Raw genomic sequence first — 23049 nt, forward strand, 5'->3', positions numbered from 1 at the left:
AAAAATAAAATCTTGGGGGGATTTTATTTCAACATATGTTTTTCAAGATCATCAAGCATCAGGTTGGCAGCCTTGACTCCGCCTGCTGTATTCCAGATGGCATCATCTACTTTATATACTTCACCTTTTTTTGCTGCCTCTAGGTTTTGGAATAACGGATCCTCGATCCATTCTTTTTCGACTTCAGTTGCTTTGCCGTCACCTTCATCATATGTGAAGTAGAACAGGATATCTCCGTCCATTGCCGGAATTCTTTCCTTCGTTACGCCTTTTTCAGCAAAGTCTTCTTGGTCCTGGCTTTCTGGACGGGCCAGGCCAATTTGTTCAAGAATCACTCCTGAGAATGAATCCTTGTGGTAAATACGAACATCGCCGGCCATAAAACGGACCATTGATACTTCAGTGTTTATTTTATCTCCAAGCTTTTCTTTTAAATCTTCAATGCGCTTGTCATAGGCAGCTAGTACTTCCTTGCCTTTTTCCTCTTTGTTCACGGCTTTTGCATAAAGTTCAAAGTTGTTTTTCCAGTTTCCGCGAAGATCTTCCGCAAAAACGGTAGGTGCGATTGCTTTAAGCTGTTCATAAATATCTTCCTGGCGCATCTTATTCCCAATGATCAAATCAGGCTGAAGCGCAGCAATTGCTTCTACGTTAACCTGGCTTTCAACGCCAACGACTTTTACATCTTTCATATCCTCTGCAATATGGTCATACCATGGATCTCCTGTCCATGACTGGACCGCTCCCACAGGTGTGACTCCAAGTGCAAGAAGTGCTTCCGTTCCTTCATTTGTCAGGATGACAACCTTTTCAGGACTCTTTTCCAGGGTTGTTGTACCCATAGCGTGTTCCACTGTATAGCTTTCTTCTTTTTCTTTAGGCTTTTCAGCTATATCCTTCGCCTGATCCTCATCTGTCCCGCATGCTGCCAAAAGCAGGATGGTGAAAATGCTGATAAGAACCAGCAAGTGTTTGGTAACTTTCATATGTATTTCCTCCTGTGTTGGTATTGATAATCATTTTCAATTACTGCCTCTTTATGATAAAATGCAAGAGGAGACATTGTCAATACTAATTGATAATGATTTTCATCATCATTGACAATTTTGTGAATATGTTTCGTCAAATGGTGAAAAGAGTGCTAATTTCACGTACAGTAAATAAACAATATAAGCAACTAACTTAATTTAAAAAAGCCACATTGTAAACAAGAAAGGTTAATCATTATGCTGCTGAAAACCAATGCTCACAGATTGGCAGGGCTCCTGGCCGCTATCATCTTTATATTTTTTTTAATATGTGCAAGCATCGTTTACGGATATACCGATACTTCATGGGGAACTGCTTTCGATGCCTTCACTAAATATGACGGATCAAATGAACATATCATCATTCAATCTGTCCGGCTGCCGCGTGCGCTGATTGCCGCAGCAGTGGGGGCAAGCCTGGCGATCGCGGGTGTCCTGATGCAGACATTGACGAAAAACCCGCTTGCATCACCTGGCATATTTGGAGTTAATGCGGGGGCTGGGTTCGCGGTGGTAGTGGCGGTGACGATTTTTTCAGTCGGCAGCCTCCAGGCTTTCGCGTGGATTTCCTTTTTAGGTGCTGCTCTTGCTGCAATCAGCGTCTATGTAATCGGGTCAGCAGGACGTGAAGGATTGACACCCATGAAATTGACACTTGCCGGCGCTGCGATGAGCGCGATGTTTTCATCGTTCACACAGGGTTTGCTCGTGTTGGATGAAGCAGCACTCGAACAGGTGCTTTACTGGCTTGCGGGCTCTGTGCAGGGACGTAAGCTGGAAACACTCATCGGTGTCCTCCCATATCTGGCGATTGGCTGGATCGCAGCCATTCTGATTTCCACGAAAATGAATGTACTGTCAATGGGGGAAGATGTGGCCAAGGGGCTTGGTTTGAATACCGGATTTGTAAAGCTGGGCGCGGGCGTGATCATAGTCCTCTTATCCGGTGGCGCTGTGGCTGTGGCTGGTCCAATTGGGTTCCTCGGTATTGTAATCCCGCATTTGACAAGGGCAGTAGTTGGCATTGATCACCGCTGGGTCATTCCTTTCTCGGCGATCTTCGGCGGGATGCTGCTGTTGGCGGCGGATATCGCTGCCCGATATGTGTTAATGCCGCAGGAAATCCCGGTAGGTGTGATGACCGCGATGATCGGAACTCCATTTTTCATTTATATCGCGAGAAAGGGGTTCAACGGAAAATGAGCCAGTTTAAAAGCTTAAGATTTTTCAAGGATAGAGTATCCTTTTTAATCGATAAAAAAGCCGCAGCTGTTATGATTGGCCTGCTTGTTACGGCTTTTGCTGTCTTTGTCATCAGTACTGGATTGGGCGATATGGAAATAAGCCCGCTAAGAGTGCTTGCTGTGTTTTTTGGCGGGGGAAGCGATATGGAGAGATTGGTTGTGCAATCCTTCCGTCTTCCGAGAATAATCGTAGCGCTAATGGTTGGAATCAGCCTGGCTGTTGCCGGAGGACTTCTGCAGGGCATGATCCGAAATCCGCTTGCTTCACCTGATATTTTGGGGATCACCGGGGGAGCATCGGTGGCAGTAGTCGGATTTTTAGCTATTTTCAGTGATGACAATAATGCTTTGACAGTAAGTATAGAATGGATGCCGGTTGCCGCGTTTGCTGGTGCTGCGATCGTAGCCTTCCTCGTTTATTTTCTTTCCTGGAAAAATGGTGTTTCGCCTATTCGCCTCGTCTTGATTGGTATCGGTATTTCCGCGATGATGCAGGCTTTGACTACACTAATGATGATAATGGGGCCAATTTACAGGGCCAGCCAGGCGAACATCTGGATTACCGGTACGGTATATGGCTCAACATGGGGAAATGTAGCTGTGCTCGTACCATGGACAATCATCATGCTTTTGATTTCCTTCATTCTTGCCAGAAAGGTAAATGTACAGGAACTAGGGGAAGATATCGCTACTGGTGTCGGGGGACATGTCCAGCGTCAGCGTTTTGCGCTTTTGCTGGTCAGCACCGCGCTTATAGCCAGCTCAGTTGCTTTTGCCGGTGGAATTGGTTTCGTCGGCCTGATGGCACCACATATGGCCAGAAGGCTTGTCGGTTCTGCATTCGGAGCGCTTTTGCCAGTATCTGCTTTAATTGGCGGCATTCTTGTCATGCTTGCTGATTTGATAGGGCGGACGATGTTTTCGCCATTGGAAGTCCCCGCGGGCGTTTTCACCGCAGGCATAGGAGCGCCATATTTTATTTACCTGTTATTCAAGACACGAAATTCTTAACAGAAGGGGGAACCGACATGGCCCAGGCAATTGAAACAGAAAAACTGACTCTCTCCTATGGAGATTCGATCATCATAAATGAGTTAGACCTTCAAATTCCCAAAGGCGAGATTACTGTTTTTATAGGAGGGAATGGCTGCGGCAAGTCGACTTTGCTTCGCTCGATCGCGAGACTGCTCAAGCCTCGGGATGGATCAATTCTGCTTGAAGGCGAATCGATTGCAAAGCTGTCAACAAAGGAAGTTGCCCGCAAAATGGCAATCCTTCCGCAATCTCCTTCCTCGCCGGAAGGATTAACGGTCCTGCAGCTTGTGAAACAGGGAAGATATCCATACCAGACATGGCTGAAGCAATGGTCTGAAGAAGATGAAAAAAGTGTTGAGAATGCGTTGAAGGCAACAGGCATCAACCATCTTAAAGATCGGACAGTCGATTCATTGTCCGGAGGACAGCGACAGCGTGCCTGGATTGCGATGACCCTGGCCCAGGACACTGATATCATCCTTCTCGACGAACCAACGACGTATTTGGACATGACCCATCAAATCGACATTCTTGATTTGCTTTATGAGTTGAATGAAAATGAAGGCAGAACGATTGTCATGGTTTTGCATGACCTGAACCTGGCATGCAGGTATGCCCACAATATTGTGGCAATCAAAGACCAGAAGATTTTTGACCAGGGAAAACCGGAAATTGTTATTAATTGCGGTCTTGTGAAGCATGTTTTCGGAATGGATTGCGAAGTGACGATTGATCCGCTATTCGGTACGCCATTATGCATTCCACATGGTAAAGGCCGCCGCATACTCAGGGATAATGTGGGTGCGCCAATATGAACGCGGAGTTGACAGCAAAGGAAAGCGGTATTCTCGCCAACTACCGATTTGTCGTTTCTGAACCTGATAAGGAGGTCCAAATTGAATTCAAGCCATTCATGGATGAATCAATGATGGGAGCTTATCTGGATAGGTTCAATGAGGGATTGAAGGCACCGGATGCGAAAACGGCTGCTTCAGTATTCATGAAAAGACATGCCTTCCTGGCAGTTCTATACTTATATTCAATGACCGCTTTTAACAAAAAGCTTGATGTTTCACCTGAGAATATTATCCTTGCTGATGCTATCAAAGATGGCCTTTGGCTTCCAGAGTTTTATCTGAAAAGCAAAATTGCCGATGTGTGTCCGGACGAGGAACGGGAAGTGTGGCGGATGGAAGCAGTAAGGCACTTATTTGTCGACAATCTGTTTCCTGTCATGGATGCCATCTCAAAATCTGCGAAAATCTCAAAATTGGTGCTGTGGGAAAATGTTGCGGTCTATATCTTTTGGCTTTATGAAAAAATCCTGAATGAATCCGGTGACCCAGATGTAAGGGTGAAGGCAGCAGAGGACTTTGCTTTTTTGGTTGAGTCAGCTCCCGGCAGACTATTCGGAAGGTATCACAAAAACCCGATTGCAAGATATTACACTAAACCAATCTATCAAGAAGTAACAGATTCTTATATCAGGGTACGAGAAACCTGCTGTTACAGCTACAGGCTAAAGGGAAAAGGCGATTTCTGCAAAACTTGTCCCCGCACATGCGGCGGAGGAAAAAAGGAGTAGGATGATGGAGAATAATATGAATGAACAAATCAACGGATTGCTGGAAAAGTATACTGAACTTCTGGTTGGCGAAGCCTCAGCTGAAAATATCGAAAAGGTAAAAACGTGGATTTTGTACGGTCATATCGCCAAGTCAATGCCGCCTCTGGCTAAACATTGGAATGCGGAATATCCAGAGGCAAAGGAGCAGATCAAGAATGTGATCGCGGAAATCAAAGAAATGAATGAGCGAAACCGCCAGAAATAACCAAGGGCCATCTCTAAGCGAGGTGGTTTATTATAAGGAAAAGGCCTTCTTGAGTTTCAATATCCAATTGAAGGTGAAAAGGAAAGAGGAAAGTCATTTTTTAGCACGAAAAAACAAAATAAGAACCGGACGTTGTGCCCGGTTCGGTGAGAAACACATATGGAATTACTGAAGCTGCTGTCCGCCATAAGGAAATTGATTCGTATACCCCTGGAATTGCTGGTGTGATTGCTGCAGCTTTTGCGCGTCCGCCGCTTCGACTGCGTACCAGCCCTTTTTGAACATCAAGTTGTAAAGGCTGCGCTGTGCGTTTGCTGTTTCTGTGTAGATTGCAAGTACATCCTGGAACAGCTGATCGTGGCTCGCTTCATGGAGTGCCTGTGTGTAAGCGTCAGTCATGTATTTTTCTGTCGTTAAAATATCATTGATGAAATCACGCTCATTCATTTGCGGTGTCTTTTGCACCTGTGTTTCCGGATTCTGGATTTTCTGCTGATTCTGGTTCTGGTTCATCCGCTTTTTCCTCCTGTCTATTTCGATTATTGCATTCCTGGCGATTGGGAATATGCCTGGTTTTGCGGGCTGCTCAGGTGCGTAAGGATTTTCTGGTAATGCTTCTGATGCATTTGGCCGCACTTTTCGATTTCCATCTTCAGCTCCTGGTCCTGGCATTGCTGTGCAAAGAAATGTGCTTTTTTCATGGCAAGTAAATTCCATGAAAGCATATCTGTTAAGTATAGGGAATCCTTAGTGGATACAACAGATGGCGGCGTCTGCATGATCCCTTGCTGCTGGCTTTGAAAATTCATGTTTTGCTGCTGCATAGTAGAACCTCCTGTTTTTATGATCATTCCTACGGATATTATCGTTCCCGCGCCAAAATAAAGTATGCAGGTCAAGATTCGCCAAAAAAGAACATTTTTCTACGAAAGTAATATTCAAAGTTCTCAAAAAGTGATAAAATGATTTTGCAAAATAGATATAGATGAAGCAATTTTTTTAAAGGGTAATGTAATCGTTTTCACTAAGGGGAGGAAAAGCTATGGAACAACTAATGAGGAACTTTTTTCTTTTTCTATCAAAAAATAAATTTTTCACCAAAATGGCGAAAAAGTATGGCCTGCGTTTAGGAGCTAAACGCTTCGTTTCAGGAGAAAGTGTCGAGCAGGCAGTGGCAGTCATTAAGGAACTGAATAGCAAGAAGCTTGCGGCAACTGTCGATTATCTTGGCGAATTCGTTGACAATGAACGAGAAGCGAATGAGAGAGCGGAAAGTTCAATTGCGATGATCAAAGCGATTGGCCGAGAAAAATTAAATGCCCAGATGAGCGTTAAAATGACTTCACTTGGCTTTGACATCTCTGAGAAAGTAGTCATGAACAATATGCGCCGAATCATGGATACTGCCAAGGAGAATAATGTATTCGTGACTATTGATATGGAGGACTACGAGCGCTGCCAGAAGACGCTGGATATTTTCAGACAGCTGAAGTCTGAGTACGATAATATCGGAACCGTCATTCAGGCATATCTATACAGGACAGAAAAGGATATCGAGGATTTAAATCAATACTCACCAAATCTCCGTCTTGTGAAGGGAGCTTACAAAGAGTCTCCGGAAGTAGCTTTCCCTGAGAAGAAGGATGTAGATGAGAACTTCAAGAAAATCATCAAGATGCATATGCTGAATGGAAATTATACAGCAGTTGCCTCACATGATGACAATATCATCAATTTCACGAAGGAATTTGCCAAGGCTAATAATATCCCGAAAACCCAGTTCGAATTCCAGATGCTGTTCGGGATCATGCCGGAAAGACAGCTCCAGCTTGCTGAAGAAGGCTATACAATGCGCGTTTATGTGCCTTTCGGAACAGACTGGTACGGTTATTTCATGCGCCGCCTTGCAGAACGCCCGGCAAACGTAGCATTTGTTTTAAAAGGAATGCTGAAGAAATAATGAGCAGCAGGCTGACAAACTTGTCAGCCTGTTTTTATTTATTTCATTTAGGAAGATGTAAAACTCTACTTTGAGATTTTTCCAGCTCCAGCGCCTAGCCAGTTTTCATTCCTGAAAAGGCTTCCTGGAGTATCTTGCGGGAAGCGTTAGCTTTGAGCATCTCGAGACGCTTCGGTCCTGCCAATGAAGTCAAAGAGCGACTTCACTGCCAGGCCCTCCAGCGCTTTTCGGAGTTGGGCAGTCGCCTCCGCATTTCGTTTTTCGGTCCGCCCAATGAAGTCAAAGAACGACTTCATTGGGCGGAACTCCAACGCTTGTCGAGGTTGACCGAGGCGCTTGCGCTTTATTTTTTATATTGGCTGTTCTGGCTGTTCTGCTTTCTTTCTCCGCCCTTACCCATTGACGGGCCTGCATCGCCTTTGACGCTTGCTGCACTTACGCCGGCCTTGGACGGATCTTTTTTCATTCTTGCCATGATCATACCTCCGTATTTCAAGTGATAAAAGTAACGCTTTTATAGATTGCCCAAGTGTTCAAGAAAAAGCATATGGATTAAAGATTCAAAAAATTTTATTTTTTCCGCACCTTATTATTGCGGAAATTTTTTAAATATTTTATAGTAGTAATTAACAGAGCTCATTTATATGCATATTTTTTTTGGTGCAAAAATGAATGAGTATTCATTCAAAAAGAGTCAAAGGGGGAGACAAATTTGATGCGACAAATTCAAAAGGCAGCGGTGCTTGGTTCGGGTGTCATGGGATCAGGAATTGCCGCACATCTGGCCAACATCGGGATTCCGACATTGCTGCTGGACATTGTACCTCGGGAAATAACGGAACAGGAAAAAGCGAAAGGCCTGACACTTGAAGATAAGCAGGTGCGCAACCGAATCAGTGCAGGAGCACTGCAGAAGTTATTGAAGCAAAAACCGGCACCTTTGGCCTCCAAAAAGAATCTTGCTCTAATTGAAGCGGGCAACTTTGATGATGATATGGAAAAACTCAAGGATGTAGACTGGGTAATCGAAGTAGTCGTTGAAAACCTTGATATTAAAAAGAAAGTTTTTACGGATGTAGATAAATACCGCAAGCAGGGAAGCATCATCAGTTCCAACACTTCGGGAATTTCTGTAGAGGCAATGGCTGAAGGGAGGTCCGAAGATTTCAGGAAGCATTTCCTTGGCACTCACTTCTTCAACCCGCCTCGTTACTTGAAGCTGCTTGAAGTGATTCCTACCAAAGATACGGATCCTGAAGTCCTGTCTTTCATGAAGGCGTTCGGTGAAGACCAGCTTGGTAAAGGTGTTGTAGAAGCAAAGGATACGCCTAACTTCATCGCCAACCGAATCGGTACTTACGGATTGCTTGTGACAGTAAGGGAAATGGTCAAAGGCGGATACAGTGTAGGTGAGGTTGACTCCGTGACTGGTCCAATGATTGGCCGTCCTAAGAGCGCAACATTCCGCACACTTGATGTAGTTGGTCTCGATACTTTCGCGCATGTTGCGAAAAACGTGTACGACCAGGTTAAAGGAGAAGAGAAGGAAGTCTTTGAAGTACCTGGATTCATGAAGAAGATGCTGGAGAACGGCTGGCTTGGAAGCAAGTCAGGACAGGGATTCTTCTTGAAGCAGGGCAAGGAAATCCTTGAACTTGACCCTGTAACACTTGAATACGGTCCACGCAAGAAATTAAAGACAGCGTCAACTGAAATGGCCAAACAAGAAAAAGGCCTTGCCAATAAAATGAAAGCGCTTGTTTATGCTAAGGACCGTGCTGGAGAGCTTTTATGGAATATCTTCAGTCCAGTGCTTGTTTACTCAGCTGATTTGCTCGGTACGATTGCTGACGATATCGTTGCGATTGACCGTGCGATGAAGTGGGGATTCGGCTGGGAAATGGGACCTTTCGAAGCATGGGATGCACTGGGTGTCGAAAAAGCAATCAGTAAAATGGAGTCTGAAGGTAAGACTGTTCCTGCATGGGTTAAAGAAATGGTCGAAAAAGGCTTTACTTCTTTCTATAAGGAAGAGGATGGCAGACTGAGCTATTACAACAATGGTGAATACGTAACTGTTGAGGAAAACCCAAAGTCAATCAACCTGAAGCTTTTAAAGAAGCAAAATGGTGTCATTAAAAAGAATGGCGGCGCAAGCCTGATCGACCTTGGCGATGGCATCGCATTGCTGGAGTTCCATTCACACAGCAATTCGATCGGACCTGATATCCTCCAGATGATCAATTTCGCAATCGATGAAGTAGAAAAGAATTACAAAGGACTTGTCATCGGCAACCAGGGCAAAAACTTCTCTGTTGGAGCTAATCTGGCGATGATCCTGATGGAAGCACAGGACGATAACATTTGGGACCTTGATATGGTCGTTCGCCAGTTCCAGCAGACGACGATGAAAATCAAATACAGCTCCAAGCCGATTGTTGCTGCTCCGTTCGGAATGACGCTCGGAGGCGGAGCCGAAATGTGCTTGCCGGCCGCGCATATCCAGGCGTCCATGGAAACATACATGGGACTTGTTGAAGCGGGAGTTGGCCTCATCCCTGGCGGAGGCGGAAACAAGGAGCTTTATATCAAGCACCTTGAAGGCCTGCCAAAAGGCGTCGATTTTGATCTTCAAAAGGTTGCGAATAAGGTATTTGAAACAATTGCGATGGCTAAGGTCTCCACTTCAGGAGAGGAAGCTCGTGAAAATAACTTCCTGAATGAAGCAGACGGCATCAGTGTCAATAGCGATCACTTATTATACGATGCGAAACAGGCTGCATTGAATTTATATGAAACCGGTTATAAAGCACCGGTAAGAAAGAAAGTACCTGTAACTGGTGAGCCGGGATATGCTACCCTGCTGCTGGGTGCTCAAACGATGCACCTGTCCGGATACATTTCAGAACATGACCTGAAGATCGCAAAGAAGCTCGCGTATGTCATCTCCGGCGGAAAAGTGCCGTACGGAACCGAAGTCGATGAGCAATACTTGCTTGATCTTGAAAGGGAAGCGTTCCTGAGTCTGGTGGCAGAACCGAAATCACAGCAGCGCATGCAGCATATGCTCGTAAAAGGAAAACCGTTGCGCAATTAATAGATTGATAGTTTGACAGTGAAATATATTTTAACATCCAAGGAAAGAGAGGGAATGAGATGAGAGAAGCGGTAATCGTAGCCGGAGCACGGACACCGGTCGGAAAAGCGAAAAAAGGAACTCTTGCTAACGTCCGGCCTGATGATCTTGGAGCTCTTGTAGTAAGAGAAACTCTAAAGCGTGCAGGCAATTATGAAGGGAATATTGATGATTTGATCATCGGCTGTGCTATGCCAGAAGCAGAGCAAGGATTGAATATGGCGCGTAATATCGGTGCCTTAGCTGGATTGTCACATGAAGTGCCGGCGATCACCATCAACCGTTATTGCTCTTCAGGACTGCAGGCGATTGCGAATGCATCCGAGCGCATCATGCTTGGCCATGCAGACACAATCATTGCCGGCGGTGCGGAATCAATGAGCCTGGTGCCGATGATGGGCCATGTCGTCCGTCCAAACTCGAAGCTTGCTGAAACAGCTCCGCAATATTATATGGGAATGGGCCATACTGCTGAAGAAGTAGCAAAGAAATACGGAATTTCCCGTGAAGACCAGGATGCTTTTGCAGTAAGAAGCCATCAGCGCGCGGCAAAAGCAATCCAGGAAGGCAAATTTGAGGATGAAATCGTTCCTGTTGATGTAACCCTCCGTACCGTAGGAAAAGACAATAAGCTTGTCGAAAAGACAATCCAATTCAAACATGATGAAGGTGTACGCCCTGATACGAACATGGAAACTCTTGCGAAACTGCGTCCGGCATTCAATATCAACGGCACAGTCACTGCAGGGAACTCCTCTCAGACAAGTGACGGAGCAGCGGCTGTCATGGTCATGGACCGTGAAAAGGCTGAATCACTAGGATTGAAACCACTTGCTAAATTCCGTTCATTCGCACTTGGCGGAGTGCCGCCTGAAATCATGGGAATCGGTCCTGTCGTGGCAATTCCAAAAGCATTGAAGCTTGCTGGACTGCAGGTATCTGACATTGGTGTCTTCGAACTGAACGAAGCATTTGCTTCCCAATCCATCCAGGTCATCCGTGAGCTGGGTCTTGATGAGGAGAAGGTCAATGTCAACGGCGGAGCGATCGCATTGGGCCACCCGCTGGGAACAACTGGCGCAAAATTGACTTTGACAGTAATCCACGAAATGAAACGCAGAAATGAGCAATTCGGTGTCGTCACGATGTGTATCGGCGGTGGCATGGGAGCAGCTGGAGTTTTTGAGCTTTTATAGAATAAAAATTGGAGGGGTTGGACCCCTCCCAAAAATGGATAGGAGGAACATTAAATGGGTAACCAAACAGAAAAGCTTGTAAAAGGCGGAAGCTTCTTAATCGAAGATGTATCATATGACCATGTTTTTACTCCAGAGGATTACACAGATGAGCACAAAATGATTGCCAAAACCACTGAGGATTTCGTAACAAACGAAGTGTTGCCTCAGGTTGAATATATCGAGCAGCATGAGTTCGACCGTACTGTAAAACTATTGAAGGAAGCTGGAGAGCTTGGTCTCCTTGGAGCGGACGTTCCTGAAGAGTATGGCGGCTTGAGCCTTGATAAAGTCAGCTCAGCTTTGATCGCTGAAAAGATGGCAGTTGCAGGCGGCTTCTCAATCTCCCACGGTGCACACGTAGGAATCGGGTCATTGCCAATCGTTCTTTTCGGTAATGAAGAACAAAAGCAAAAATATCTTCCTGTACTGGCAACTGGTGAAAAGCTTGCAGCCTATGCACTTACTGAGCCAGGTTCAGGATCAGATGCATTGGGTGCAAAGACAACAGCTAAACTGAATGCTGAAGGCACTCACTACGTCCTTAATGGAGAAAAGCAATGGATTACTAACGCTGGTTTTGCAGATGTATTCGTTGTCTATGCAAAAATCGACGGCGAACAATTCACAGCTTTCATCGTTGAAAGAGAATATCCAGGCGTATCAGTAGGCGCAGAAGAAAAGAAAATGGGAATCAAGAGCTCTTCAACACGTACATTGATTCTTGAAGATGCTCAAGTACCTGTGGAAAACCTTCTTGGTGAAGCAGGAAAAGGCCATCTTATCGCCTTCAATATCCTGAACATCGGCCGTTATAAGTTGGGAGTAGGCGCAACTGGCGGTGCCAAGCAGGCATTCGGTCTGACTGTAAAATATGCGAACCAGCGCCAGCAGTTCAAGACACCTATTTCCCAGTTCAACCTTACAAAAGAGAAGCTTGCGACAATGGCTTCCAAAATCTATGCATCTGAAAGCTCTGTATACCGTACAGTAGGGTTGTTCGAGGAAAGAATGAACCAGCTGTCAGAAGAAGAAATCAACAACGGCAAAGCCGTTGCAGATTCAATTGCTGAGTATGCAATTGAGTGTTCAATGAATAAAGTGTTCGCAACCGAGACACTTGATTATGTAGTTGATGAAGGCGTCCAGATCCACGGTGGATACGGCTTCATGCAAGAGTATGAAATCGAAAGAGCTTACCGTGATTCAAGGATCAACCGTATTTTTGAAGGAACAAATGAAATCAACCGCCTTCTTGTACCGGGAACCTTCCTGCGTAAGGCAATGAAAGGCGAGCTTCCATTATTGCAAAAAGCTCAGCAGCTTCAGGAAGAACTGATGATGCTTATGCCTGAAGAGCCAGGCGATGAGCCACTGGCACAGGAAAAATATCTTGTGAAGAACGCCAAGAAAATTGGCTTGCTTGCAGCTGGATTGGCTGCACAGAAGTTCGGAAAAGCTTTGGAAAAAGAACAGGAAATCCTCGTCAATATCGCAGATATCATTTCAAATGCGTATTCAATGGAATCTGCTGTTCTTCGTACAGAAAAGGCAATCGCAAAAGATGGAGTAGAGAAGAGCAAGCAAAAGCTTCTTTACACTCAAATCTTCTGCCAGGAAGCATTCAATGAAATCGAGCGTGACGCTAAGGAAACGCTTGTGGCTACAGAAGAAGGCGACGCACTTCGCATGCTGACTTCCGCATTGCGCAAGTTCACAAGACACACTCCAATCAACGTCATCGCGAAGAAGCGTGAAGCAGCTGAAAAGCTAATCGATGCAGAACGCTTTATCGTTTAAAAACTGATTTTGCCGAACACTCCTCTCCATTCCGGGAGGAGTGTTTTTGCTAATCTTTTTAAAATGGCAGGATTTTTGCAAACATTGTTGAATTTAATAAAAGGATGTTAAAATTAAAGGGTTGATCAGGCACTGAATGATAGTATTTCACCTCAATAATATGTTACTATCCGTTTAGAGGGTTTAATCTATGGGATACTAGCAAAGGGTGGTGAAATCATGGAAAAAACTTTTTATTGGTACCCTAAATGTGGTACGTGCAGGAATGCGAAGAAATGGCTGGACCAGCATGAAGTTGCCTATAACGAAGTACATATTGTTGAAAATCCGCCAACCCAGTCACAGCTGGAAGAAATGCTTGAGAAAAGCGGCCTCGAGATCAAGAAGTTTTTTAACACGAGCGGTCAAAAGTACCGTGAGCTTGGATTGAAAGACAAAATCAAGACGGCATCCAGAAATGAATTAGTGGAACTGCTGGCATCTGATGGTATGCTCATCAAACGCCCGCTGATGACAGATGGCGAAAAAGTGACCGTAGGTTTCAAAGAAGATGAGTATGAAAAAGCATGGCTGTAATTTTGGTCCCATCGATATTAATCGATAGAGATATACAATTGGAGGGATAGTCAATGAATACACCAAAAGATTTACGTTATTCTGCAGAACACGAATGGGTAAAAGTTGAAGGAGAAAAGGTTCGCGTGGGCATTACTGATTTCGCTCAATCCGAGCTTGGTGACATCGTTTTCGTCGAACTTCCAGAAGTGGGAGACGAAATCACTTTGGACCAGCCTTTCGGAAGCGTTGAATCAGTTAAGACCGTATCTGAGCTATATGCACCAGTGAGCGGCAAGGTTGTTGAAATCAACGAAGAACTGAACGACAGCCCTGAATTCGTTAACGAATCTCCTTATGAAAAAGCCTGGATGATTACAGTTGAACTCACAGACAGCAGTGAAGTAGAAAAGCTTATGACACCAGAACAATACGAAGAAATGATCAAAGAATAAGATTTGCCGACGCCTTGAACCTTCAAGGCGTTTTTCATTTCTCCATGTAAATCTCCTTCATTTTTCCATCACTTCATTCCAGCAGTTTGGACAAACTAATGTTAATGATTATATAAAAAGGGTGAAATTCATGGCTTTGAACCAGCAAAAAATCGATATCACAGACAGGGTAACAGGAAAACTGGAAAATGGTCAGATCCAACTTTACCTTGAAAAAGAACCTATTGGGAACATCGAGCTTCCTGAAGGAATCCAGATGAAACTTGAGCATCATTATGAAGCAGAACAGAATAAGATTTACCAGCATGTATCAGTACCGGACCAAACTGAGCAACGGTATACTGACTGTGATGAAGGCGGCTGGTGCTAAAAAATGAACAGCGGCCAGCCTGGCCGCTGTTTTTAGTTGGCTTCCGGGTATAAAATTCCTTTTACTCCCTGATAAAGTTAATATTGGACTAAATCTTTGCAATCTCCCAAAAAAACAGTAACAATAGAAAGATACAAGTAAACAGCACAATTTATTTAATAATGTTTATAATGTTGTAAAGTAATTATTTTCTGGTGCATAGGTGGTTATGGCGATGGACGAAAATCACAAGGTGATCATAGTAGAAGGTTCGTCAGACAAAAAGAAAGTACAGACCGTGTTGAAGGAGCCAGTGGAAATTATATGCACGAATGGGACAATTGGCGTTTCAAAGCTTGATGAGCTGATTGACTCGCTTTTTGATAAAGATGTCTATATCCTCGTAGATGCAGACGCATCAGGCGAAAAGCTGAGGAAGCAATTCAAAAGGGAATTTCCTGAGGCGAACCATCTGTACATTGACAGGATGTACCGGGAAGTGGCAACCGCACCTGAAAATCACCTTGCTACTGTTTTAATCGGAGCAAATATTGATGTTCATGCAGAGTACTTAGAAAAAGGATGACTTTAATGGAAGACTGGACCAGGACGGACATGGAAACATTCCTCGCAGAAAAACAAACGGGTTACCTATACTTTTATACACCAATGTGCGGAACCTGTCAGGTAGCAAGCAAAATGCTGACAGTAATTGAACAACTCCTGCCTGACCTCCCATCAGGGAAAGCCGATTTGAATTTCCTGCCTGAAATGGCAGGACGATTTGAAATAGAAAGTGTACCATGTCTGATTGTATTAGAAAATGGGGAGGTACAGGAGAAAATCTATGCTTTTCAATCTGTTCCGTATCTCTTTGGAAAATTGAAAGAGTTGAAAGGGTAAATATAAACGGCTTGGCCGTTTTTTTTGTGTTAATCAGGTTTTGGCCAAAGATAAAGGCTCTAACACCCAATCCCCAGTTCCGAATTATATGGTCTCCTAAGCGGCGAAAGGCAACACTGAAAAATATTTACATTTCATGCCAAACGGTTTATATTTAGGTTATCGAAATAACCGAGGGGCGAAATGAAAAAATGGCTCTTTATCAAGAGTGGGCAGACCAAATCAAAAGTTATAATCGCAATATAAAATTGACCTTCCTGGCAAACATCCTCACCCAAATCGGTCTGGGGATCTTTATGGTGATTTATAATTTTTACATACGAGAGCTGGGATTCAATGAACTGGTAAACGGGAAAGTGATTTCAATGACGTCTCTTTCCACGGCACTGGTACTCATTCCGGCAGGCGTTATGAGCGACAGGGCTGGCCGGAAAAAGCTGATGCTGTTTGGAGCATTCTCGACTGGAATCATTTTATTTACACGGAGTATGGTTGAGAGTCAGGAACTACTGATATTGTTTGCATTTGGTACTGGTCTTGCGTCCGCTTTTATCCAGGTTTCCATCATTCCGTGGCTGGCAGAAAACTCCCAACCTGAACAGCGCGTGCATATCTTCAGCATACATTTTGCAGCGATGACAGCAGCCAATGTTGTCGGAAGCCTTTTGGGCGGAATCCTTACAGATGTGTTTTCTTTATTCCTCCCTGAACTGGAGAGTATCCGTTTCACATTGGTCGCTGGTTCAGCACTGTTTCTGGCCGCACTTCTTCCTATTTTCCGACTTAAGGAAGTACGGATAGAAAACCAGACAGACAGAAAGTTCATGGATTTTAAAAGAGGAATCCCTCATAAAGCGAGCCTTAAAATCATCATTCTATTTGCGGTCGCACAGTTGATGATCGGCTTCGGTGCTGGACTGGTCATCCCTTACTTGAATCTTTATTTTGCTGATCGGTTCATGGCATCAAATTCACTGATTGGCCTGGTCATTTCACTTGGACAGGGAGCGACTGCAGTAGCCATGATCATTGGACCGATGGTTGTGCGCAGGCTTGGGGAAGTGAAAGCAGTAGTTGTCCTGCAAATGCTCTCCCTCCCGTTTTTGCTGCTTACTGCTTACACTCAGCATTTCTGGCTTGCTGCCCTGGGCTTTTTATTTCGACAAGCACTCATGAACGCAGGGAATCCAATTCAAATGTCACTAATGATGTCGAAGGTTGATGATTCGATGAAAGGATTGGCCAACTCTGTGAATCAAATGGTATTTAACCTTGGATGGGCGATTATGGGACCGGTTTCGACGGGGATCGTTTTGAAATATGGCTCCTATTGGGGATATGCAGCGGTTTTCACCATCACAGCAGGTCTTTATTTAGTAGGGTCAACTTACTTCTTCTTTGTCTTCAAGACGATGGACAAAACAAAATCCGCCCTCTCAGCCACCAAGACAGCTTGATTGCTGTATTTCTTTGGATATATTTCTCGGGAAATGAAAGACAATGGCGAAATATCATTCGTTATTGTCTTTTTTCTATGTTTGTTATGTTGTTAACCGCTTATTAACGAAGTATTTGTCGAAGGATTCCAACAGGTTTTTTTCCTTGCGAAAAAGAATTATGTATGTAAGGGAGTTGAGCGGCATGCGGGAATCTATTGAACTTTTTGCGAATGAAGTTGGCGGTAAGGCTCATATACTGCAATTGATCAAAAAGCTGGATCTTTGTTTGAAATTAGAGTCAGAAAAGGAAGAAGTATACCTAGTATTCAAGGGGGGACGAGTGGAACTCCTAACAAGCAATCTTAATTCTCAATTCCAGATTACAATCAAAGGAAGTGAAGCCAGCATTGCCGGACTGCTGAAAGGGGAATTCAAACTTAGACAAGGTCTCAGATGGGGATATTATACCGTTGAAGACGGCCGGTTTAGAGATTTATTGGTCCTTGAGTCAATTTTCTACCTTGCAAGACCAATCTCCGCTTGATTTATTCAGAAAAATCGTAATATATTGACTTTAAATGCGTGGAAATGATATTATCACTTTAACGCAATAAAAACGAACTGAATATTCTTATCCAGAGAGGCGGAGGGACTGGCCCGATGAAGCCCGGCAACCGGTTATTAAACACGGTGCTAATTCCTGCAGAGTGTAGACTCTGAAAAGATAAGGAGAGATGATAAATGGCCCTCTTCTTAGGAAGTGGGTTTTTTGTATCACCTTTCCATTTTATTTTTATGATAGGAGAGATGGAGATGGCAAATGAGCAAAAAAGCTACAGAATCGAAACAATCGGTGTCCACGGAGGACAATCACCAGACCCGGTGACTGGGGCAAGGGCTGTGCCAATTTACTCAAGCAATGCATTCCAATTTGAAAACACGGATCATGCAGCCGATTTGTTCGCACTCAAGGAGCCTGGTTACATTTACTCGAGAATCCACAACCCAACTGTGACAGCCCTGGAAGAAAAAGTCGCCCTGCTTGAAGGAGGGGTAGGTGCACTTGCCTTATCAAGCGGGATGTCGGCAATCACGATGGCGATTCTGAATATTGCCCATGCAGGGGATGAAATCGTTGCAGCCTCTAATCTGTACGGAGGGACGTATAATTTATTTGCTGAAACCTTGCCGAAATATGGAATTAATGTCCACCTTGTGGATCCTGAAGACCCGGAGAATTTCAGGAAGGCGATCACACCAAAAACGAAGGCGGTTTATGCGGAAACAATCGGAAATCCAAGTCTCAGGGTCTTGGACATTGAAGCAGTTGCCGATGTTGCCCATGAAGCTGGGATTCCGTTGATCATTGATAACACATTTGCCACTCCATATCTATGCCGGCCGATTGAAAACGGCGCAGACATCGTGATACACTCGGCTACCAAGTGGCTTTTAGGCAACGGCACAGTCATGGGCGGAATCATTGTGGATGGAGGCAAGTTTGATTGGAGATCCCCGAAGTTCCCTGGTTTCAATGAGCCAGACTCCAGTTACCATGACATTGTTTATAGTGAAGCGATAGGGGCAGCAGCCTATATTGTAAAGGCCAGGGTTCAGCTGCTTCGCGACCTTGGTCCGGCCATCAGCCCGCAGAGTGCTTTCCAATTCAATCTTGGAATCGAAACATTGCATGTCCGCATGAAAGAGCATGTCGCCAATACGCTTAAAGTAGTTGACTACCTGGAGGCACATCCTGCTGTTACCTGGGTCACCTACCCGGGGCATGACTCTCACCCTGATAAGCAATTGGCAGTTCGATACCTTCCAAAAGGTGCAGGATCAGTTGTAGTTTTTGGCATCGAGGGAGGCAGGGAAGCTGGAGCAAAACTGATTAACTCATTGACGCTTTGGTCCCATGTTGCGAATGTCGGTGACGCGAAGAGCCTGGTCATCCACCCTGCAAGCACCACTCATCAGCAGCTTGATTCAGACGGACTTAAGGCAGCGGGAGTTCCAGAAGATTTAATCCGTCTTTCTGTCGGAATTGAAAACGTTGATGACATCATCGAAGACCTGGAGCAGGCAATTGAAAAAGCTACTGGAGTACCAGGGGTCACGGCGAGAACCTAATATCCAGTACCTTCCAAAAGGTATTTGAAAATAATTTTATTGACACCCATTTTTGTTACGTGCTACAATCATTTTCGTAACTAAAAACCGATTTTAAAATTTAATAGCGTACTCTTATCAAGAGAGGTGGAGGGAAGTGCCCTATGAAACCCGGCAACCGTCAGTAAGCTTGCTTATCTGAAACGGTGCCAATTCACTCAAAGCTGATGGCTTTGGCAGATGAGAGAAAGGATACAGCCAATTATTATGCCTTTCTGCTTATTTGCAGGAAGGCTTTTTTAATGCCAAATCGACCCTGTTCGGTTCTAACGTGATTTTCACAAGGGCATTTTCTTCAAGGAAGGGCATCCCATTTTACCTGAAGTTTGAATTTTTACGGGCAGGGAATGGGAAACTAGATTGATAACCTTCTTACTTAGGATGGAAGATTCAACGGTTTTTTGAGTTAAGAATATAGTTGTTGCAAAAGAGGGGGAGTCAATTGATCACGATAAAAAAGGCCAGAAAGATTTATCCTTCAAAGAAAGGTGAAGTCAAAGCAGTTGATGATGTCAACCTTGAAGTGAAAGAAGGCGAAATCTTTGGCGTCATTGGATACAGCGGCGCAGGTAAAAGCACATTGATCCGCATGTTGAATGGTCTTGAAATCCCAACTTCGGGTTCTGTCGTCGTGGCAGGCAGGGAAGTTTCAAGAATCAAGGGTGCGGAATTAAGGAAAGCAAGACAGGAAATCAGCATGATTTTCCAGCATTTCAACCTTCTTTGGTCAAGGACGGTTGCAGATAACATTTCATTCCCTCTTGAAATCGCAGGAGTGTCGAAAACTGAGAGGGACAAAAGGGTAAAAGAATTGATCAAGCTTGTCGGTCTTGAGGGACGCGGCGATGCTTATCCCTCACAATTAAGCGGCGGGCAGAAGCAGAGAGTCGGTATCGCCAGGGCACTGGCGAATAATCCAAAAGTTCTTCTCGGTGATGAAGCGACGTCAGCACTTGACCCGCAAACGACCGACCAGATCCTGGATCTTCTCGTTGATATCAATAAGAGATTGGGACTTACCATTGTCCTGATCACTCATGAAATGCATGTCATCCGTAAGATTTGTCACCGGGTTGCGGTCATGGAGGGCGGAAACATCGTTGAGACTGGACCAGTATTGGATGTGTTCAAGAACCCGCAGCAGCCAATTACGAAAAGGTTTGTCCAGCAGGTGACTGAACCGGAGGAAACAAAGGAAACGGTAGACCATTTACTGGAGCGATATCCGCATGGACGGGTCATCCAGCTGACATTCGTAGGCGAAGGTGCCGAGCAGCCGCTGATCACCAATCTGATCCGCAAATTCGCCATCACCGTCAATATTGTGCAGGGTAAAATTTCCCAGACACAAAACGGTTCATATGGAACCTTGTTCATCCATCTTGATGGTGAAGAGGAAGAATTAGCCCGTGCGATTGAATTTATCGGCCAGCATGAAGTCGGCGTGGAGGTGATTTCGAATGGCTGAAACTTTATTCCCGAATGTTAACTGGGACCGCATGTGGGAGGCGACAATTGAGACACTATACATGAGTGCCATTTCCGTTGTTGCTACCTTTATAATTGGAGCCGTTCTTGGATTGTTGCTCTTTTTGACCTCAAAAGGAAATATATGGGAAAGCAAACCGGTAAATGTCGTACTGAGCGCAGTGGTAAATATTTTCAGGTCGATTCCATTCATCATTTTGATCGTCCTGCTGATTCCTTTTACAAAATTCATCGTTGGATCAATGATTGGCGAAAATGCCGCCTTGCCAGCGCTGATTATCGGTTCAGCACCATTTTACGCCAGGATGGTTGAAATCGGTTTGCGTGAGATTGATAAGGGAGTCATTGAAGCAGCAAAATCAATGGGAGCAAAAACGACGACCATCATCTGGAAGGTTCTGCTACCGGAATCAATGCCTGCCTTGGTGTCAGGCATCACAGTCACAGCGATTGCGCTCGTAAGTTATACGGCGATGGCTGGAGTCATCGGCGCAGGCGGTCTTGGAAACCTTGCCTACATGGAAGGATTCCAAAGGAGCCGGAATGATGTCACACTGATGGCGACCATCATTATTTTGATTATCGTATTTTTAATCCAGATTATTGGAGATTCCATTACAAGAAAATTAGACAAAAGATAAAGGAGAGATTGAAATTGAAAAAATGGCTATTATCACTTTTAGTATTAGTTTTAACAGCAGGACTTGCAGCTTGCGGATCATCTGAGGAAAAAACAGAAGGCGGCAAGGAAGAAAGCAAGAAAATCGTAGTGGGTGCTTCAAACGTACCTCATGCTGAAATCCTTGAAGAAGCGAAACCGCTTCTTGAAGAAAAAGGATTTGAAATGGAAATCAAGACATTCAATGACTATGTTGTTCCAAACCAGGCGTTAGATTCAGGAGAACTTGATGCGAACTACTTCCAGCACATCCCTTACCTTGAATCACAAATGGCTGAAAACGGCTATAAGTTTGAAAATGCGGGTGGAATCCACATCGAGCCAATCGGTGTTTATTCTAAAGACTACACAACTCTTGAGGACCTGCCAAAAGGTGCGCATATCATCATGAGCAGTTCAGTAGCAGACCATGGCCGTATTTTGACAATGCTTGAAAAAGAGGGCCTGATCACTCTTAAAGACGGCGTGGAAAAAGTAAAAGCAACAATTGACGATATCGCAGAAAACCCTAAAGACTTGAAGTTCGATACAGAATACGAAGCAGCATTGCTTCCACAGATTTTTAACAATGGTGAAGGCGACGCCGTTCTAATCAACTCAAACTACGCGATTGACGCCGGATTGAACCCACTGAAGGATTCTATCGCTATTGAGGAAAGTGATTCTCCATACGTGAACGTCATTGCCGTTCGTGAAGGCGATGCAGACAAGCCGGCAATCAAAGCGCTTGTAGAAGTCCTTCATTCTAAAGAAATCCAGGACTTTATCCTTGAAAAATATGATGGTGCAGTCGTACCAGTAAAAGAATAAACCTTTGGAAAGCAGGCGAATAGCCTGCTTTTCTTTTTGCCGCATAACCCGCTCTGAAATTTAACATACTAACCGAGAAAAAAGCAGATTGGAGTGGAAGGTAATGGAGCATCATTATGAACCTCGGAATTCAACAGAAGCAGCTCTTCATGAATATAAACAGGGATTGGGCGTATTTACGCAAAAAATGCCGGAGCTTGCAAGCCATTATAATGCATTTACGGAAGTGTGTTTTCAGGAAGGAACATTGACACAAAAAGAAAAGCAGCTGATCGCGCTGGGAATTTCCTTGTATTCCCAGGACGAATACTGCATCATTTACCATTTAAAAGGCTGCCTGGACCAGGGAGCCACTGAAGAACAAATTTTGGAAGCGGTTGGTGTGACAGCGGCTTTTGGCGGCGGGGCGGCCATGAGCCAGGCAGTCACGCTTGTTCAGGAAGCCATGGCAGAATTGAATACTTTGAAGCAGTAAAAGCTGTTGTAGTCAGATTAATTGACTGCTGGCTAACAGGAAAGGCTTCATTTGGGAGGATATTGCCAGTATTCTAAGAATGACAGAGGTGAACCCTCCATAGGACTCCACATTCCATTACATCCAAAAATTAACGGTTTTAAACGCTTTGATAGTGGTAAACAAAAGGTGTTACCATTGCAATAACAAAAAAACGCTTTGTTAAAAGCGAAAAACCGAAGGGATGATTCACTATTAGTCAGCTAAAACTGAACTACACAAGTGAAATGGAAAAAGCGATGCATGGAGCCCATGGAATTAGTTACGAGGTCTACAGCATGAACCATGACGCAAGAATGGAAGTCGAAAGAAAACGAGAGCAAGATTATATCAAAAGCCAACGGATGGTCGCTGACCTGGATAGAAAAATCCACTCGTAAGCGATGGGATATATAATAGAAGAAAAATGGAACCAGTG

26 protein-coding genes and 2 riboswitches are annotated in these 23049 nt (G+C 44.5%); of the genes, 22 read left to right on the forward strand and 4 right to left on the reverse strand.

What is annotated here, in order from left to right:
• Nucleotides 1-23: 23 nt before the first annotated feature.
• On the reverse strand, nucleotides 24-986 hold the full coding sequence (locus FS736_RS14330; RefSeq protein WP_144478453.1) for an ABC transporter substrate-binding protein: 963 nt from the start codon (nucleotides 984-986) through the stop codon (nucleotides 24-26).
• A gap of 240 nt (nucleotides 987-1226) precedes the next feature.
• Between FS736_RS14330 and FS736_RS14335 the strand changes: the two genes are divergently transcribed.
• The 5 genes from FS736_RS14335 to FS736_RS14355 are packed head-to-tail and all read left to right on the forward strand — an operon-like array spanning nucleotide 1227 to nucleotide 5139.
• Complete coding sequence (locus tag FS736_RS14335; RefSeq protein ID WP_144478455.1) at nucleotides 1227-2231, forward strand: FecCD family ABC transporter permease; 1005 nt, start codon at nucleotides 1227-1229, stop codon at nucleotides 2229-2231.
• Nucleotides 2228-3283, forward strand: a complete 1056-nt coding sequence (locus tag FS736_RS14340) for a FecCD family ABC transporter permease (RefSeq protein WP_144478456.1) — start codon at nucleotides 2228-2230, stop codon at nucleotides 3281-3283. Before FS736_RS14335 ends, FS736_RS14340 begins: the two co-directional genes overlap by 4 nt.
• A gap of 17 nt (nucleotides 3284-3300) precedes the next feature.
• Entirely contained in the window at nucleotides 3301-4122 is an 822-nt protein-coding gene (locus FS736_RS14345) for an ABC transporter ATP-binding protein (RefSeq protein ID WP_144478459.1), read from the forward strand.
• A complete protein-coding gene (locus FS736_RS14350) occupies nucleotides 4119-4892 on the forward strand; it encodes an IucA/IucC family C-terminal-domain containing protein (RefSeq protein WP_144478461.1) in 774 nt (257 codons plus the stop codon). Before FS736_RS14345 ends, FS736_RS14350 begins: the two co-directional genes overlap by 4 nt.
• Before the next feature lie 4 nt (nucleotides 4893-4896).
• On the forward strand, nucleotides 4897-5139 hold the full coding sequence (locus FS736_RS14355; protein WP_144479004.1) for a DUF2573 family protein: 243 nt from the start codon (nucleotides 4897-4899) through the stop codon (nucleotides 5137-5139).
• 165 nt (nucleotides 5140-5304) lie between these two features.
• On the opposite strand, the gene FS736_RS14360 is transcribed toward FS736_RS14355, so the two are convergent.
• Together FS736_RS14360 and FS736_RS14365 are read right to left on the reverse strand one after the other, a co-directional pair.
• The gene (locus FS736_RS14360) at nucleotides 5305-5652 is read right to left on the reverse strand and encodes a spore coat protein (RefSeq protein WP_144478463.1); all 348 of its coding nucleotides are present in this window, start codon (nucleotides 5650-5652) and stop codon (nucleotides 5305-5307) included.
• 26 nt (nucleotides 5653-5678) lie between these two features.
• Nucleotides 5679-5963, reverse strand: a complete 285-nt coding sequence (locus tag FS736_RS14365; protein WP_144478465.1) for a hypothetical protein — start codon at nucleotides 5961-5963, stop codon at nucleotides 5679-5681.
• Nucleotides 5964-6181: 218 nt separating this feature from the next.
• Between FS736_RS14365 and FS736_RS14370 the strand changes: the two genes are divergently transcribed.
• A complete protein-coding gene (locus FS736_RS14370; RefSeq protein ID WP_144478467.1) occupies nucleotides 6182-7099 on the forward strand; it encodes a proline dehydrogenase family protein in 918 nt (305 codons plus the stop codon).
• 343 nt (nucleotides 7100-7442) lie between these two features.
• Here FS736_RS14370 and FS736_RS14375 read toward each other — a convergent pair whose 3' ends face one another.
• Nucleotides 7443-7574 carry a YuzL family protein gene (locus tag FS736_RS14375; RefSeq protein ID WP_144478469.1) on the reverse strand — a complete coding sequence of 44 codons (132 nt, stop codon included), beginning with the start codon at nucleotides 7572-7574 and terminating at the stop codon, nucleotides 7443-7445.
• Nucleotides 7575-7814: 240 nt separating this feature from the next.
• Here FS736_RS14375 and FS736_RS14380 point away from each other — a divergent pair, with 240 nt between their 5' ends.
• The 16 genes from FS736_RS14380 to FS736_RS25720 all read left to right on the forward strand — a co-directional run bounded on the left by FS736_RS14380 (nucleotide 7815) and on the right by FS736_RS25720 (nucleotide 23011).
• Complete coding sequence (locus tag FS736_RS14380) at nucleotides 7815-10196, forward strand: 3-hydroxyacyl-CoA dehydrogenase/enoyl-CoA hydratase family protein (RefSeq protein ID WP_144479006.1); 2382 nt, start codon at nucleotides 7815-7817, stop codon at nucleotides 10194-10196.
• A gap of 59 nt (nucleotides 10197-10255) precedes the next feature.
• The gene (locus FS736_RS14385; protein WP_144478471.1) at nucleotides 10256-11431 is read left to right on the forward strand and encodes an acetyl-CoA C-acetyltransferase; all 1176 of its coding nucleotides are present in this window, start codon (nucleotides 10256-10258) and stop codon (nucleotides 11429-11431) included.
• Nucleotides 11432-11485: 54 nt separating this feature from the next.
• On the forward strand, nucleotides 11486-13270 hold the full coding sequence (locus tag FS736_RS14390) for an acyl-CoA dehydrogenase family protein (protein ID WP_144478473.1): 1785 nt from the start codon (nucleotides 11486-11488) through the stop codon (nucleotides 13268-13270).
• 219 nt (nucleotides 13271-13489) lie between these two features.
• Nucleotides 13490-13846: an arsenate reductase family protein gene (locus FS736_RS14395; RefSeq protein ID WP_144478475.1), complete on the forward strand. Its 357-nt coding sequence runs from the start codon at nucleotides 13490-13492 to the stop codon at nucleotides 13844-13846.
• A 53-nt stretch (nucleotides 13847-13899) separates the two neighbouring features.
• The gene (gcvH, locus tag FS736_RS14400) at nucleotides 13900-14280 is read left to right on the forward strand and encodes a glycine cleavage system protein GcvH (RefSeq protein ID WP_144478477.1); all 381 of its coding nucleotides are present in this window, start codon (nucleotides 13900-13902) and stop codon (nucleotides 14278-14280) included.
• Nucleotides 14281-14410: 130 nt separating this feature from the next.
• Nucleotides 14411-14650, forward strand: coding sequence for a YusG family protein (locus tag FS736_RS14405; protein WP_144478479.1), 240 nt, complete (start codon nucleotides 14411-14413; stop codon nucleotides 14648-14650).
• Between the two features lie 208 nt (nucleotides 14651-14858).
• Nucleotides 14859-15215: a toprim domain-containing protein gene (locus FS736_RS14410; RefSeq protein ID WP_144478481.1), complete on the forward strand. Its 357-nt coding sequence runs from the start codon at nucleotides 14859-14861 to the stop codon at nucleotides 15213-15215.
• Between the two features lie 5 nt (nucleotides 15216-15220).
• Nucleotides 15221-15532, forward strand: coding sequence for a thioredoxin family protein (locus FS736_RS14415; protein ID WP_144478483.1), 312 nt, complete (start codon nucleotides 15221-15223; stop codon nucleotides 15530-15532).
• Nucleotides 15533-15723: 191 nt separating this feature from the next.
• Nucleotides 15724-16989: an MFS transporter gene (locus tag FS736_RS14420; protein WP_144478485.1), complete on the forward strand. Its 1266-nt coding sequence runs from the start codon at nucleotides 15724-15726 to the stop codon at nucleotides 16987-16989.
• 184 nt (nucleotides 16990-17173) lie between these two features.
• The gene (locus FS736_RS14425) at nucleotides 17174-17515 is read left to right on the forward strand and encodes a hypothetical protein (protein ID WP_144478487.1); all 342 of its coding nucleotides are present in this window, start codon (nucleotides 17174-17176) and stop codon (nucleotides 17513-17515) included.
• A gap of 84 nt (nucleotides 17516-17599) precedes the next feature.
• Nucleotides 17600-17702, forward strand: a riboswitch (SAM riboswitch).
• An 82-nt stretch (nucleotides 17703-17784) separates the two neighbouring features.
• Nucleotides 17785-19101 (forward strand): O-acetylhomoserine aminocarboxypropyltransferase/cysteine synthase family protein, encoded by a 1317-nt coding sequence (locus tag FS736_RS14430; protein ID WP_144478489.1) that lies wholly within the window; start codon nucleotides 17785-17787, stop codon nucleotides 19099-19101.
• A gap of 111 nt (nucleotides 19102-19212) precedes the next feature.
• Nucleotides 19213-19327, forward strand: a riboswitch (SAM riboswitch).
• Nucleotides 19328-19582: 255 nt separating this feature from the next.
• Nucleotides 19583-20608: a methionine ABC transporter ATP-binding protein gene (locus tag FS736_RS14435; protein WP_144478491.1), complete on the forward strand. Its 1026-nt coding sequence runs from the start codon at nucleotides 19583-19585 to the stop codon at nucleotides 20606-20608.
• Nucleotides 20601-21269, forward strand: coding sequence for a methionine ABC transporter permease (locus tag FS736_RS14440; protein ID WP_144478493.1), 669 nt, complete (start codon nucleotides 20601-20603; stop codon nucleotides 21267-21269). The genes FS736_RS14435 and FS736_RS14440 overlap by 8 nt, the downstream gene beginning before the upstream one ends.
• A 14-nt stretch (nucleotides 21270-21283) precedes the next feature.
• On the forward strand, nucleotides 21284-22117 hold the full coding sequence (locus FS736_RS14445) for a MetQ/NlpA family ABC transporter substrate-binding protein (protein WP_144478495.1): 834 nt from the start codon (nucleotides 21284-21286) through the stop codon (nucleotides 22115-22117).
• A gap of 103 nt (nucleotides 22118-22220) precedes the next feature.
• Nucleotides 22221-22592 carry a carboxymuconolactone decarboxylase family protein gene (locus FS736_RS14450; protein ID WP_144478497.1) on the forward strand — a complete coding sequence of 124 codons (372 nt, stop codon included), beginning with the start codon at nucleotides 22221-22223 and terminating at the stop codon, nucleotides 22590-22592.
• Nucleotides 22593-22870: 278 nt separating this feature from the next.
• Nucleotides 22871-23011 carry a YuzK family famiily protein gene (locus tag FS736_RS25720; RefSeq protein WP_472595146.1) on the forward strand — a complete coding sequence of 47 codons (141 nt, stop codon included), beginning with the start codon at nucleotides 22871-22873 and terminating at the stop codon, nucleotides 23009-23011.
• The last annotated feature ends 38 nt before the right edge of the window (nucleotides 23012-23049 follow it).

This window comes from Cytobacillus oceanisediminis 2691, assembly GCF_007678455.1.
Classification (GTDB): Bacteria; Bacillota; Bacilli; order Bacillales; family Cytobacillaceae; genus Mesobacillus; species Mesobacillus oceanisediminis_A.